We start from the raw sequence: 13,235 nt of genomic DNA, 5'->3' as shown, positions 1-13,235 counted from the left end.
ATGGGCGACGGGGGCCGTGACCGATGTCGCTGCCCAGTGGTGCCGAACTGATTGCCGGCGATGCACGCTTTCTGAGCCCTGCGTATGCGCCCTGCATGGGGGCCGCGGGCACCGCACTGGAGGCCCGTCGTCGTTGTGTCGACGCTGAATTCAAGGTGCGCGACGATGCGCTCAACGCCGCCTACAGTGCGGCGCGCTCCACGCTGACCGTCAGTGATCAGCAGGTGCTGCGCGATCTGCAGCGGCAATGGCTGCGCCAGCGCGACAGTCGTTGCCCGGAAGGCGGCACGGCCGTTGCCCAGCTGGATTCACAGCAGTGCCGCACGCACATGTGCCGCGCCTGAAAAACAGGGCTGGATCGTCCTGCGGCCCGGCGAGGGCAGGATCACGCCTGCATTGCAGGTGGTCTTCCAGGTGGCCGACTGCGGCGGCGCCGACAACGTGACGACCTGCCGGGTGAGGAGCATGGGCGTGACCCGTGGCGGGCGCAACGTGGCGGTCACGGACGTGCAGCCGCGCCTGACCCGCGCTGGCGCCGATGCCCAGGGTGCGGTGGCCGTGCTGCTGACCGTTTCGGATTTCAATGGCGATGGCGTGCCGGACCTGCAGGTGTGGCAGGACAACAACGGTGTCTACAACGTTCCGGTGCATGCGTTCTACCTGTTCGACGCCAAGGTCAACCGCTATGTGCGTGCCAAGGCATTGGAAGCGGCCATCGGCGGGCGCGACATCGACCGTATCGACAATGGGCGGTTCGTGCTGCGCGCGAAGGTCAGCCCGTGCGCGCACGAGGACAAGGTCATCCAGCTGCGCGGAACCGGGCCGCGCACGCTGCTGCAGCGCCGCTATGACACCTGCAGGGGCGAGGCCCCTACCGAATCGGACCTGCTGAAGTAGGTCTTTCCCCGACGAACGGATGCGTTCCGGAACTGGAGAGCTGAAGGATGAGCGAAGGCTATGGAAAAGGTGGGGTGGGCTTCGGCCTGACCCGGGACCAGTCGGTCGAGATGATCGTGCGTACCTGCATCGACAACGGCATTACCGTCCATCGGCAGATTGCCTATGTGCTGGCCACAGCGCAGCACGAATCGCGTGATTTCTCCGCGCCCGAGGAAGCGGTGCGGTACCAGATCGGCATGGGCGTGGAATCGCTGCCGCAGGAGCGGAGTGAATGGCATCGCATCGAGGCGTTCGCCGTCACGGTCGAGGTGTTGCGGCAGAGTCCCTAGCGTGGATGCAGCTGGGGGGACGACCGTCATGGACCTGGCCAATCTGCGGCAGGTGAAGCGGTTCCAGATCGTGGGCGCTGAAACGCCGGACAAGATGAAGCTCGCCCAGGCCTGCAAAGCGGAGCGCTGGTCTCACCTGCATTGCTGCAGCGGGCCACCACGGCGCAGAACCACAAGGGCTGGTATGGCTTGGTTTCGTGGTGCAGGGCGAGGGTAGGGAGCACCGGTACGGCCACGAAGACGGTGCGCCTGCTTCCCGCGAACGGCAGTCGACCAGCGGTCGACTCTACCCAATCAATGTTGCTCGGTTGGTGCCGGTACCCGCACCATCTTCGTCATCAAGTGTTCCACCACACCCGCCGGGTCCGCAGTGCGGCCGACATGCGTGCTCGACATCTGCACAACCGAGCTGCGCTTGGCGGTGAGGAAATGAAAGCGGGCGCGCGCGGGCAGCTGTGCGATCGGTCCGGCGCTGGCGTCGCCACGGCAGATGGCCACGATCGCATCCAACCACGGTTGCAACGCATCCTGATCAAGCGCTGGAGCGAACGCGTGCAGGCGTGCCGGATCGATCTCGATGGCCGCTTCCAGATGGCGCGCGCCGGGGCAGGAGACGATCACTCCGACGTTGATGAACTCCTCGCGTTCCACCCGCGGTACCACGCGGATGACCGCATAGTCATACGTGTGCAGCGTGGGCACGGACGGCCTCCTGCACGAACACCACACGCACTTTCAGGCGGTGCTTGAGATAGTCGATGTAGCCTTGGCGATAGGCCTGCGGACTGTCGAATGCCGGCTCGTTGACCAGCCAGCTGTCCGGCACCAGGCCGACGATGCGCTCGATCTCGGCATCGCTCAGGCGCGCGGCCAGTTCGGTATCCAGCTCGGCGATGCGGCTGGCGAACGACAGCAGCACATGGTCGCGGATCAGCACGAACGGCTTTTCGCAGGCATCGCCGGCATTGGCCCAGTCGTGGTGGAAGTACATCGCCGCGCCGTGGTCGATCAGGTACAGCTTGCGGTGCCACACCATCAGGTTGGGGTTGCGGGTGGTGCGATCGACATTGCTGGTGAACGCATCGAACCAGACGATGCGCGAGGCCAGGTCGGCGTCCACCGGCATCGCCGCCGGATCGTAATTGATCGCACCCGGCAGGTAGTCCAGGCCCAGGTTCAGGCCCTCGCTGGCGCGGATCAGCTCCTGGATCTCCGGGTCGGGCTCGGTTCGGGCGAACTCGCGATCCAGCTCGACGAACAGGATTTCCGGAATCGGCAGGCCCAGCGTGCGTGCCATCTCACCGGCAATCAGCTCGGCGATCAACGCCTTCGGGCCTTGGCCGGCGCCGCGGAACTTCAGCACGGCCATGCCGTCGTCGTCGGTCTCGACCACGGCCGGCAGGGAGCCGCCTTCCCGTAACGGGGTGATGTAGCGGAGGGCATGTACGGTGCGCATGGGCGCATTCTAGCGTGGGTGCAGGTACAACCCTCTGATCGGCGAGGACCGATTTCGGCCTTCACCTGTCCCTTCCGCCTGCGATGGCAGCATCGTGCTCCAGGAACCCTTGGGTTCATGGGCGCACTGGCACTCTCGATGCCGAGGCTTCGGGCTGGGCACCTGCTCGGCTGCCAGCGACGCGCACTGCGAAGCGGAAACCTCATCCACGATGTCCAGCAGGCTACGGAGGTGCACCGATGAGCGATGAATTCACTCCCATGCTGCCGCCCTTGGACGATGCCAAGGCGGAAGAAATGATCGGCAAGGTCGTACTGGTAGGTGTGACCCGCTATGGCGGCGACGGCCAGGTGAAGGGGCTGGAGCAGTACGCCGGCACGGTGTTGCGCATCAGCGCCGACGAGGGCGTGGTGCTGGCCGACGAGAATGATGGCCACGAGCGCTATCTGCCGCCGATGCTGGACCAGTACCTGCCCGCCGAGCCCGGCGAGTACCGCATGCGGAACAGTGGCATGATCGTGGTCGACCCCGATTACCTGACTGCCTGGGACCTGCACGCCCAGCAGTGACGACAGACCACACCTGGCAGATGCCGGTCCATTGCCGGCCTCTCCGGGCGTGTCCCACTTTGCCCCATCCGGCCACTAGCCCTTCCGGCCCATTCACGACAACCCCTGCGGTGCTAGATTCGGGACCTTGCCCGATTCCGGGTACCCATTCACACCCAGGGGATAAGGATGCTCATCCGTCGAACCTCTCTGGCGGCGGCCGTTGCCGTTGCCACCCTCGGCCTGCTGGCCGCTGGCCCGGCGCTTGCAGACTACGCGAAGCCGCCGGAGCACCTGCTCAAGGTGTTGAAGGCACCGCCGCCGCCGGCGCCGAACGTGGCCCCGGGTGGCCAGCGCCTGCTGCTGACCACTGCGCAGACCTACCCGTCGATCAGCCGTGTCGCCCAGCCGTACCTGAAGCTGGCTGGCGTGCGCCTGGAACCGAAGAACCGCAGCCGCCATGACACCCCCGGTGGCTATGGCATCCCGGCCTGCGTGGCCGACTTCACCCTGGTCGACATCGGCAGTGGCCAGCAGACCAAGGTCAACCTGCCGCAGGGCTGTGCCACCGGCGCGCTGTGGTCGGCCGATGGCAGCCACTTTGCGTTCCAGAACGCGGTCGATACCAGCGTGCAGCTGTGGGTGGGCGATGCCGCTACCGGCCAGGTGAAGCAGGTGCCGAACGTTCAGCTGAACCCGATTTTCGGCTACACCGTGCAGTGGCTGGGCGGCAGCCAGAACCTGCTGGTGAAGCTGGTGCCGGCCAACCAGGGCCCAGCACCGTCCAACGGTGGCGTACCGACCGGCCCGGATGCACAGGAGTCGCTGGGCAGCAGTGGCGAGAGCAGCACCTACGAAGCCCGCGATACGCTGACCAGCGTGCATGACGAGAAGCTGTTCGCTTATTACGGCGCCTCGCAGCTGGCCGTGGTCGATACTGCCGCCAACAGCGTGCGTCCGGTCGGGCAGCCGGCGCTGTTCAACGAAGTCAGCGCCGCGCCCGATGGCGTGCACGTGCTGACCGAATCGATCAAGGCGCCGTACTCGCATGCGGTGACCTACCAGCGCTTCGCCAACGACGTGGCCGTGCTGGATATCGCCAGCGGCAAGTCCACGCCGATCGCCAGCCTGCCGCTGGCCGACCGCGTGCCGGTGCACGGCGTACCGGAAGGCCCGCGTGGTTTCGACTGGCGTGCCACCGATCCGGCCACCCTGGTCTATGCCGAAGCGCTGGACAAGGGCGACTGGAAGGTCAACGTGCCGCATCGCGACCGGGTGCTGATGCTGAAGGCGCCGTTCAACGGCAAGCCGGTCGAGATCACCCGCACCGCACAACGCTTCGAAGGCTTCGCATGGACTGCCGATCCGGCCGTGGCGTTCCAGTTCGAGAACGACGAGAACCGCCACTGGATGCAGACCCGCATCGTCGATGTGGACCAGCCGAAGAAGGAAGGCCGCCTGCTGTGGGACATGTCCAGCGATGAGCTGTACGGCAACCCCGGCAACCTGGTCTTCACCCGCCTGCCGAATGGTGCGCAGGTCGTGCGCCGTGAGGGCAACCATGTTTTCCTCAGCGGCCGTGGTGCCTCGCCGCAGGGCGACCGTCCGTTCCTCGACCGCCTCGACCTCGGCACGCTGAAGAGCGAGCGCCTGTTCCGCAGCAGCGCCGATGCCTACGAGCAGTTCCTTGGTTTCAGCAATACGCCTGGGCGCTACCTGACCTGGCACCAGTCGGTGATCGATCCGCCGAACGCCTTCATCCGTCAGCAGGGTGAGGCGGTGGCCGATGCGAAGACCGGCGAGGCGCAGTTCGCGTCCACCGCGACCGCGCTGACCAAGCTGGTCGACCCGACTCCGGAAGTGCGCCAGATCAAGAAGCAGCTGGTGACCTACAAGCGTGCCGATGGCGTGGACCTGTCGTTCACCCTGTACACGCCGCCGGGCTACAAGGAAGGCCAGCGCGTGCCGGCGATCCTGTACGCCTACCCGGCCGACTTCGCCAACGCCGCGCAGGCGGGGCAGGTGTCCGGTTCGCAGCAGACCTTCACCCGCCTGCAGCCGTACCGCCTGATGCTGCTGGCCGGCTACGCGATCATCGACAACGCCTCGTTCCCGATCGTGGGTGACCCGAAGAACGCCTACGACACCTACCTGGAGCAGCTGGAAGCTGACGCCAGGGCGGCGGTGGACAAGGCGGTGGACATGGGCGTGGTCGATCGCAACCGCATCGGCGTGACCGGCCACAGCCATGGCGGCCTGATGACCGCCAACCTGATCGCCCATACCAACCTGTTCAAGGCTGGCGTGGCGACCAGCGGTTCGTACAACAAGACCTTTACCCCGTTCGGCTTCCAGAACGAGCGTCGCTCGGTGTGGCAGGCGCAGGACGTGTACCTGAAGGCCTCTCCGTTCTTCTATGCCGACAAGATCAAGCTGCCGCTGCTGCTGGTCCACGGCGAGGACGACGCCAACCCGGGCACTGAGCCGTTCCAGTCGCGCAAGCTCTACCAGGCGATCCGAGGCAACGGCGGCATCACGCGGCTGGTGATGCTGCCGAACGAACCGCACTGGTACACCGCGCTGGAATCGAACGAGCAGCTGGTAGCGGAAATGCTGAACTGGTTCGACACCTACGTGAAGAACGCCAAGTAATGAGACGGGAAGGCCGCCCCAGGGCGGCCTTGCTGTATCGGGATGTGAGTGGGTAGACGGCCTGGATCCGGATGCGCAATCGGGAATCGGGAAGCCACCTGCCATGCGGCATCCGGGTCCACCCGGGCTGCTAAGCTGGGAGTGGAAACAAACCAGGAGACATCGATGCATCGCAATGGGATGCGCGCCATCACTTTTGTCATCGCGACGCTGTTGGCCGGGATGACACACGGAGTGAAAGCGCAGGCTTTGCGGGCAGATGACCGCAGCTACTTTGGCAGCGCCTCCCAGGAACGTGAGGCGTGGCAGAACCTCGAGCGGAGGACCCATGCCCTCAAGGCACTTCATGCGCCGCCAGACGTGAGGTTCCAGCAGGCCGAACAGCTGTATGGCGAGTGCCTCCGGCACCATGGCTACCTGCATCTTCAGGCAGCGCGCAATGCCGACGATGCCCGGCTGGCCAACACCCAGGGCGAAGTCGCCAGCACATGTGGACGCATCGCGGCGATTGCCAAGCAGGCATTGCGTGATGCGCCCGCGCATGCTGCCTGGATCGCGCCGCATGCCGACCTGCGTGAACGGGCGTTGCGGGAGGATGTGCAGCCGGCCAATGCAGCGCTGGTGGATGCGGTCGACACGTTGGCTGATCCGGCGCTGGACAGCTTCGGCCGTCTGCACCGGCAGCTGCTGCAGTCGGCCCCCTTTGCGCGTTTCGAACATGAAGGCCGCACGCTCGACAGCCGCACCGACGCGCGAGCCCTTTCCCGCCTGCCGGACCGTTCACTGCGCGAAGCGGCATGGCGTGCCTACTGGCAGGGAATGGCGTCGCGGCGCAGCGAAATGGCAACGGTGCTGCTGGGCCTGGTCCGCCTCAACGAGCATGCGTCGGAACTGCAGGGCGATGGTACTGCGCCTGACCGCAGCTACCGGCACATGGGCCTGGATCAGGCCGCCGTCGACGCGACACTGGCGGCGGTAGCGCGCCACGCGCTGCTGCGGCGGAACTACCAGCAGATGCAGTTGACCCATCTTGAGCGCATGGGCCAGGCGTCTCCACAGATCTGGGACATGGACCTGCCTGATGCGGGCTATATTCCTCCGCCGCTTGACCTGGCGCAGTTGCGTGATGCGGCGGCGGCATCAATGCGGGTGCTGGGGCCGGATTACGTGACAGGGCTGCGCGGGCTGCTCGATCCTGCGGGCGGACGCATGGATCTGGGCGGATCGGCAGGGCGGCGCGCGATGGATGCGTTTTCGATCAGCGCCCCCGGTGTGCCTTCGTTGCTGTTCGTTGGCCATCGCCAGGGCGATCTGGAGGGGGATGTCCAGATCGCTCACGAAGCCGGCCATGCCATGCATGGCCAGTGGATGCAGCGCGGCGGCGCATCATCATTCCAGCGCAACGGCAACAAGTGGTTGACCGAGGCCTTCGCCATCTACAACGAACTGAAGTTCCGCGATCAGCTCTACCGGCAGGCCAGTGATCCACGTGCCAAGGCGTATTACCTGAAGTCGTTGCTCGATGACATCATCCTGCAGCTGTTCGTATCGTCTGAAGAGGCCGATCTGGAGCAGTCCATCTATCAGGAGGTGGCCTCCGATGGGGTTGGCAACGCAGACGCGCTTGATGCGCTGACGATGAAGGTACTGGGCAGGTATGGGGGCGCATCGGAGCAGTATCCCGAGCTGCGCAGCACCTGGGTATCCAAGCGGCTGATGTATGAGGATCCGCTTTACCTGGCCAATTACCTGTATGCAGGACTGATTGCGGTGCAGCTCTTCGCACAGGACCGGCAGGATCCGGAGGGATTCAGGGAGCGCTACCTGGCAGTCCTGGGCGAGGGGTTTGCTCGCCCGCCGCAGCGGCAGGTCGAGCAGTTGCTGAATGTGAAGCCCGACTGGTCACGCCTGGTCGAGGAGGATCTGGGCGTTTTCCAGCAGTACCTGGCGCAGCTGCAGGGACTGCATGCGGAAATCGAGCGCCAGCGCAGTCGCTGAACAGGCGACAGCCTGCTGCAGCCGGCACCCGGGTGATGTACGCGGTGCGCAGCGAGCCGGACGCGCTTTCCGCGGTCCTCGACTCGGCCTGCAATGCGCTGGCCGCGCGCGAAGCGAACCGGATGCTGCCCCGGGTCCAGCGCTTCAGCAAACTGCGTGCGGAATACTTCCGGCGTGACCAGACTATGGCGATCATCTTCCTGTGCGCCGGCATCTCGCTGTTGATCGTGACCGGCACGGGCGTGTAGGGGCTGGCCAGCTTCTGGGTCCGCAAGCGCTATCCGCAGATCGGCATACGACGTGCACTGGGTGCCCGCAGGCGCGATGTGACCAGCTACTTCATGATCGAGAATCTGATGCTGACCTTCGTCGGCGCGCTCGCTGGCAGTGTGCTGGCATTGGCGTTGAATGTCTGGGTTTCGCGCTACTACGAGGTACCTCGCATCGATCCCGGGTACCTGGTGCTGGGCGTCGGGCTGGTGTTCACCCTGGGGCAGCTGGCTGCCTGGGTACCGGCGCGGCGGGCGGCGCGCGAGGCGCCCGTGGCGGTTCTCAACAGTACCGGATGGATCCGGAGGGTGACCTCGTGTCATTGGCCGTTGCGATTGCGTAACCATATGTGATGCGGGTGCCATGGCGTGCGGACGCTGCGATACGCTGCAGGCCTGTTGCTGTCTGCCACGGGTTTCACCTATGAAGTCCAAACGTGTTGTCGCAGTGTTGGCGCTGGTGATGACGCCGAGCCTGCATGGCCAATCACTCCCCTCCGAACTGGCGCAGCTGGGCATTGTCGCCGGCATGCCTTATGCCAAGGCCAAGCGCCTCATGGATGCGGCAGGGTGGCAGGCGAGTCCGGTCCAGCGCGCGCCTGAGTCACTCGAGGGCTTTCCGGAAGTTGGATGCCAGAAGGGCGCCAAGCAATGCGCCACGACCTTCGAAAAGGAAGGTCAGCAGATCGCGGTGCGGCTGGGCGTTACCCTGGCAGGGCAGCCGTTCGTGCAGGGCGTGGACTGAGCGCTCACTGCGTTCAGGCCAGCGGTAACCGGTCCTGAGCGTGCGACAGCCGATCGTGCAGCTCGCGCACATGCTCGGCCTTGGCATGCACCCGGGAGGTGTCGCCGAAGCTGCGCAGGTAGGTGCACGCGGCAAAGCCGGCACTCTTCTTTTCGTACTCGGCAATCCAGGCCAGTCGATCCGGATTGTTGGCCTGTTCGGCTGACCACGCGGCCACAGGCGGCCGGATGCGGTACTTCAGGCCGACGCGCCATGGCTTCGGTGTCAGTCGCGCACGGAAACAATGCTGCAGCCGGCACATGCGCGCGTACAGGGTGTCGGTGCCCAGTGCCTTGAAGAATGCCTGGAGCTGCTCGTCCTCCGGTGAGAACGTGGCATGCATCGCCAGCACGCGCAGCCCGGCGGGTGTGCGGTAGGCACGCAGGTGCCAATCGGGATGCTGTTCGCTGAAGGCGTCCACGCGTTTCAGCGCAAGCCCTTCAGCACCGCCGGCGGCGGCCAGGCGCTGCTTCCGCCGCATCAGCAGTGCCGCGTTGACCAGCAGCACTGCCGCCACGCCCAGTACCAGGCCCACCAGCCAGTGCCAGAGCAGGGTGCCGATGATGGCGCCGGCAAGCAGCACGATCGCAGCGACGATGGCCGGTATCACGCATCCGGCCGGTGGCTGCGCATGATCGATGTCGGCAAACAGCACGTCGGGGCTGTTGAGACACAATGCGCCATAGCTGTTGCGGGTGATGATGACATCGCCGTCGCGCTGCACGATCTGCTCGCGGATTGGCACACCCTCCACGCCATAGTTGCTGCGCACTTCGCGACGCGGCAGCACCTGCCCGGCGAGGATGGCATTGAGGGCTTCGTTGGCGCGGCGGTCGGCGTGGGCCTGGGCCTCGGCAGGTCCCTCATCGGACCAGCCGAAGCGGCGCACGACCACCGGCCGGCCACGGAAACGGGCCTGCAGGCGGGCTTCGGCCCAGTACGCGGGAACGATCATCATCGTGCGGTGCTCCATCATCCATGGCAGGTGCCTGAGTGAGTCTGGCACAGCCCCGAAGGGCCTGCATGTGCCCGCTGCGGTGGCCGGGGCGGAGTGATAGATTGCGCGCTTCGCATGCACTCCACCAAGGACGGAGCGATGTCCAGTTTCCTGCGTTGCCTGCTTGCCCTTGCCTGTGCCGGGGTGGTCGGCGTGGCATCGGCGGGTACCCCGCCGGGGCCGCAGATCCTCACCACCGATGCCAGCCGCTTCTACGCGCTCTACGACAGCACCGGCGGCAAGCCCAGTGTCGCCCAGCTGGCCGGTTACCTGGCCGAAGGCAGTCCGGGCCCGGGTGAACTGGCGAAGGCGCGCCGTGTCACGCCCGAACGCATGGCCGAAGCCATTGCCAGCCAGCCCGGGGCGTATGCGCAGGGCCGCAGCTGCCTGGCGGAGCTGCCGGCGGTGAAGCAGCGCCTGGCGGAGGTGTTCGGCAACCTGCAGGCGATCTATCCGCAGGCCGCGTTTCCTCCGGTGACCCTCGCGGTCGGCCGTGGTCGGCCGGTCGGGTTGACCTCGAAGAGTGGGTTGATCATCGGCCTGGAAGTGCTGTGTGCAGCCGATTTCATGAATCCCAACGTGCAGGACCGTTTCGTGCACGTGATCGCGCACGAGTACGTGCACATCCAGCAGACCGGCCTGAACGATTTCGAGCCCGGCGACCCGCATGCGACGGTGCTGCGTGTTTCGCTGGGCGAAGGTATCGCCGAATTCATCGCCGAATTGATTTCCGGCAACGTCGGCAACAGTCGCCATGCGGCGTGGACGCGCGGCCGCGAGGTCCACATTGAAAGCGCCTTTGCGCTGGATGTGGACAGTACCGATCTGTCGCCGTGGCTGTACAACTACAAGCCCGGTTCGCAGGAGCCCTATGACCTCGGGTACTGGGTGGGCTACCGCATCGCCAAGGCCTACTACCTGCAGGCCAAGGACAAGCGTGACGCGGTGCGCGCGCTGATCCAGCAGGACAACCCGAAGGCGATCCTGGCCGCCAGCGGCTGGACGCCCGGCATGTGGATGCCGGCCAAGGTGACCGGCGTGGCCGCGCGGTCTGCGGCGCGGTAAGCGCGAGGCCGCGCGCTAGACTGGCCCGGACATTCAAGGGAGAGACCCCATGCGTTCCTTGTCCGGCGGCCTGGCCGCAGTTGCCCTCGGTATCGCGCTGAGCGCCCACGGGGGGGCGGCCGAGATGCCCGCAATCAACCCGTTACTGCTGGAGCCTGTCGAAAGCCTGCGCGCGGACGAAGTGCGTTTCATGCAGCAGCGCTTGGCCGATTGGCCGCAGCTGCAGCACTATCGTGAAGCCAACGCGCGGCTGCCTGCGACGGTACCAAGCCAGCCGCGCGTGGTGTTCTTCGGTGATTCCATCACCGAAGGCTGGGGCAGGGAAGGCAGCGCATCGTTCTTTCCCGGCAAGGGCTGGCTCAACCGCGGCATCAGTGGCCAGACCACGGCGCAGATGCTGGTGCGGTTCCCGCAGGACGTGCTGGCACTGAAGCCGCAAGTGGTGGTGATCCTGGCCGGCACCAACGACATCGCCGGCAACACCGGCCCGACCACGCAGGCGATGATTGAAGACAACCTGCACGCGATGGTGGACCTGGCACGCGCACATGGCATCGCCGTGGTACTGGCATCGGTGCTGCCGGTCAGCGATTACCCGTGGTTGCCGGGCACGGCACCTGCGCCCAAGGTGCGCGCATTGAACGCGGCATTGAAGCGCTATGCCGATGCGAAGCAGCTGGTCTATCTGGACTACTACACGCCGATGACCAATGCCGCCGGAGGGCTGGATCCGCAGCTGGCCGAGGATGGCGTGCATCCCACGGCGAAGGGCTATGCGGTGATGGCGCCGCTGGCGGAGGCTGCAATCAGGCGCGCAATGGCGCCGGACTAGGCACAGCACCCGCAATGCACAGCGTCCAGCCCGTCGAGGTAAAATGGCCCTGGAGCTGGCCACGCAGCGTGGCCGCCAGGGACGATGGGGTGGGTGATGCGGAAGGGAATCCAGGGATGGCTGCGCCGCAGCGGCGCAACGATGGCACTGCTGCTGGCGGCCGTACCGGCGTTCAGTGCAGACACGGCGGCGCCTTCGCCGCTGACGCGTGAGCCGGTGGCCGGAGTTTCACTGGCCGAATGGACCGCCCGCTGGTGGCGCTGGGCCGACGCCCAGGGCGGCGCGCCCTATCTCGACCCGGATGGCCGTGTATGCGATGTGGGCCAGGAAGGCCCGGTCTGGAACCTGGCCGGCACCAATGGCCGTTTCCGGCCACATCGCGAATGCGTGGTGCCGGCGGGCAAGTACCTGTTGCTGCCGATCATCAACATGGCGCACTACCAGGTGGATGAGTCTGTGTCCTGCAAGGAGCTGCAGGCGGGGGCGGCGGTCAACAACGATTATCTGATCAGTGCAGTGGTGCTGCTGGATGGGCAACCCCTGGGCGACATGCGCATGCATCGGGTGCGCAGTGAAGGCTGCTTCCGCATGGATGCCGATGACGCAGACTCACGGCTGGCCGCCGCCGACGGCTACTGGGTGATGCTCAAGCCGTTGCCGCCGGGCCGGCATACCCTCAGCGTGGGTGCCAACTACGGCGTGCCGGAGGGCGGCGCGTACAGCCGCATGCGGCAGTCCTTCGAGTACGTGCTGCACGTGGGAGGGCGTACCCAGGTCGTATCGCGCGGACAGCACATGATGCCGGTGGCGGCTCCCTGAGGCTCAGGCGTCGTCCTGCTTCAACGCTGCGTCGGCGGCCAGCAGCGCTTCGGCGGCCGCACTGAGCGGCGGCGAGGGCGGGGCGACCACGCCGATCGCTTCCATCATCTTCGGCATGCCCAGGAACTTGCGCGCGCGACGGTCGTAGATGCCGGTGACCAGCAGCGCGCGCGTGGCGATCTTCTGCTCGGCACCGATCAGCACGCGCTGCTCCATGATGCCGCGCGAGCCGACCCAGCCCACCAGTCGTGTTTCCAGGGTGAAGCGCTGGAACGGCTTCAATTCGCGGCGGAACTGGATGGTGCCGGCGCCGACGATCGGCGCCCATTTCTCGCGCAGCGCCACCTGGCCCAGGCCCATGCGCAGGATCAGGTCCAGCCGGCCCAGGTCGAAGATGTTCCAGTAGCGGCCGTTGGTCATGTGCAGGTTGCTGTCCAGGTCGTTGGGCAGCACCCGGAACTGCAGCCGCGAGACGCCGAACGGGGCCTCCAGCTTCGGCCGGAACAGGCTGCACAGCAGCAGGTGGAGCAGACGGAACCAGAGATTCATGGCTATGACGACTGTTATAGAATCGCCGGTACGCTAA

At 65.9% G+C, this 13,235-nt stretch carries 16 protein-coding genes; 12 read left to right on the top strand and 4 right to left on the bottom strand.

Annotated elements, in window-relative coordinates; genetic code table 11:
• The first annotated feature begins 23 nt into the window (after nt 1-23).
• From A7X97_RS22190 to A7X97_RS22180, 3 genes are read left to right on the top strand one after another with little or no spacing between them, the layout of a single operon-like run.
• Entirely contained in the window at nt 24-344 is a 321-nt protein-coding gene (locus A7X97_RS22190) for a lysozyme inhibitor LprI family protein (protein ID WP_227836985.1), read from the top strand.
• A 58-nt stretch (nt 345-402) separates the two neighbouring features.
• Nucleotides 403-897 carry an XAC2610-related protein gene (locus A7X97_RS22185; protein ID WP_409349625.1) on the top strand — a complete coding sequence of 165 codons (495 nt, stop codon included), beginning with the start codon at nt 403-405 and terminating at the stop codon, nt 895-897.
• A gap of 47 nt (nt 898-944) precedes the next feature.
• Complete coding sequence (locus tag A7X97_RS22180) at nt 945-1,229, top strand: hypothetical protein (RefSeq protein WP_088497061.1); 285 nt, start codon at nt 945-947, stop codon at nt 1,227-1,229.
• Nucleotides 1,230-1,523: 294 nt separating this feature from the next.
• On the opposite strand, the gene A7X97_RS17990 is transcribed toward A7X97_RS22180, so the two are convergent.
• Nucleotides 1,524-1,931, bottom strand: a complete 408-nt coding sequence (locus tag A7X97_RS17990; protein ID WP_061480045.1) for a DUF3037 domain-containing protein — start codon at nt 1,929-1,931, stop codon at nt 1,524-1,526.
• The gene (locus A7X97_RS17985; RefSeq protein ID WP_088497062.1) at nt 1,909-2,685 is read right to left on the bottom strand and encodes a HipA family kinase; all 777 of its coding nucleotides are present in this window, start codon (nt 2,683-2,685) and stop codon (nt 1,909-1,911) included. Before A7X97_RS17985 ends, A7X97_RS17990 begins: the two co-directional genes overlap by 23 nt.
• Nucleotides 2,686-2,924: 239 nt before the next feature.
• Here A7X97_RS17985 and A7X97_RS17980 point away from each other — a divergent pair, with 239 nt between their 5' ends.
• The 6 genes from A7X97_RS17980 (at nt 2,925) to A7X97_RS17955 (ending at nt 8,897) form a co-directional block, all read left to right on the top strand.
• Nucleotides 2,925-3,254 carry a hypothetical protein gene (locus A7X97_RS17980; protein ID WP_088497063.1) on the top strand — a complete coding sequence of 110 codons (330 nt, stop codon included), beginning with the start codon at nt 2,925-2,927 and terminating at the stop codon, nt 3,252-3,254.
• Nucleotides 3,255-3,422: 168 nt separating this feature from the next.
• A complete protein-coding gene (locus A7X97_RS17975) occupies nt 3,423-5,885 on the top strand; it encodes a S9 family peptidase (RefSeq protein WP_088497064.1) in 2,463 nt (820 codons plus the stop codon).
• A 165-nt stretch (nt 5,886-6,050) separates the two neighbouring features.
• A complete protein-coding gene (locus tag A7X97_RS17970) occupies nt 6,051-7,883 on the top strand; it encodes a M3 family metallopeptidase (RefSeq protein WP_088497065.1) in 1,833 nt (610 codons plus the stop codon).
• Between the two features lie 35 nt (nt 7,884-7,918).
• On the top strand, nt 7,919-8,131 hold the full coding sequence (locus A7X97_RS17965) for a hypothetical protein (RefSeq protein WP_072168133.1): 213 nt from the start codon (nt 7,919-7,921) through the stop codon (nt 8,129-8,131).
• 3 nt (nt 8,132-8,134) lie between these two features.
• Complete coding sequence (locus A7X97_RS17960; RefSeq protein WP_080376942.1) at nt 8,135-8,506, top strand: ABC transporter permease; 372 nt, start codon at nt 8,135-8,137, stop codon at nt 8,504-8,506.
• Nucleotides 8,507-8,576: 70 nt separating this feature from the next.
• Complete coding sequence (locus A7X97_RS17955; RefSeq protein ID WP_072168131.1) at nt 8,577-8,897, top strand: hypothetical protein; 321 nt, start codon at nt 8,577-8,579, stop codon at nt 8,895-8,897.
• 13 nt (nt 8,898-8,910) lie between these two features.
• Here the strand turns inward: A7X97_RS17955 and A7X97_RS17950 are convergent, their stop codons facing one another.
• Nucleotides 8,911-9,894 carry a hypothetical protein gene (locus tag A7X97_RS17950; protein WP_088497076.1) on the bottom strand — a complete coding sequence of 328 codons (984 nt, stop codon included), beginning with the start codon at nt 9,892-9,894 and terminating at the stop codon, nt 8,911-8,913.
• A 138-nt stretch (nt 9,895-10,032) separates the two neighbouring features.
• Here A7X97_RS17950 and A7X97_RS17945 point away from each other — a divergent pair, with 138 nt between their 5' ends.
• The 3 genes from A7X97_RS17945 (at nt 10,033) to A7X97_RS17935 (ending at nt 12,649) form a co-directional block, all read left to right on the top strand.
• A complete protein-coding gene (locus tag A7X97_RS17945; protein WP_088497066.1) occupies nt 10,033-10,998 on the top strand; it encodes a DUF2268 domain-containing putative Zn-dependent protease in 966 nt (321 codons plus the stop codon).
• Nucleotides 10,999-11,047: 49 nt separating this feature from the next.
• Nucleotides 11,048-11,830, top strand: a complete 783-nt coding sequence (locus A7X97_RS17940; protein WP_088497067.1) for an SGNH/GDSL hydrolase family protein — start codon at nt 11,048-11,050, stop codon at nt 11,828-11,830.
• Nucleotides 11,831-11,926: 96 nt separating this feature from the next.
• Nucleotides 11,927-12,649 (top strand): hypothetical protein, encoded by a 723-nt coding sequence (locus tag A7X97_RS17935; protein ID WP_245885050.1) that lies wholly within the window; start codon nt 11,927-11,929, stop codon nt 12,647-12,649.
• Nucleotides 12,650-12,652: 3 nt separating this feature from the next.
• On the opposite strand, the gene A7X97_RS17930 is transcribed toward A7X97_RS17935, so the two are convergent.
• The gene (locus tag A7X97_RS17930) at nt 12,653-13,198 is read right to left on the bottom strand and encodes a thioesterase family protein (protein WP_088497069.1); all 546 of its coding nucleotides are present in this window, start codon (nt 13,196-13,198) and stop codon (nt 12,653-12,655) included.
• Nucleotides 13,199-13,235 lie beyond the last annotated feature (37 nt).

The sequence above is a fragment of the Stenotrophomonas sepilia genome, assembly GCF_003244875.1.
In the GTDB taxonomy this organism is placed as follows: domain Bacteria; phylum Pseudomonadota; class Gammaproteobacteria; order Xanthomonadales; family Xanthomonadaceae; genus Stenotrophomonas; species Stenotrophomonas sepilia.
The sequence above is the reverse complement of the archived record's forward strand: the minus strand, read 5'-3'. Positions and strand labels throughout refer to the sequence as shown.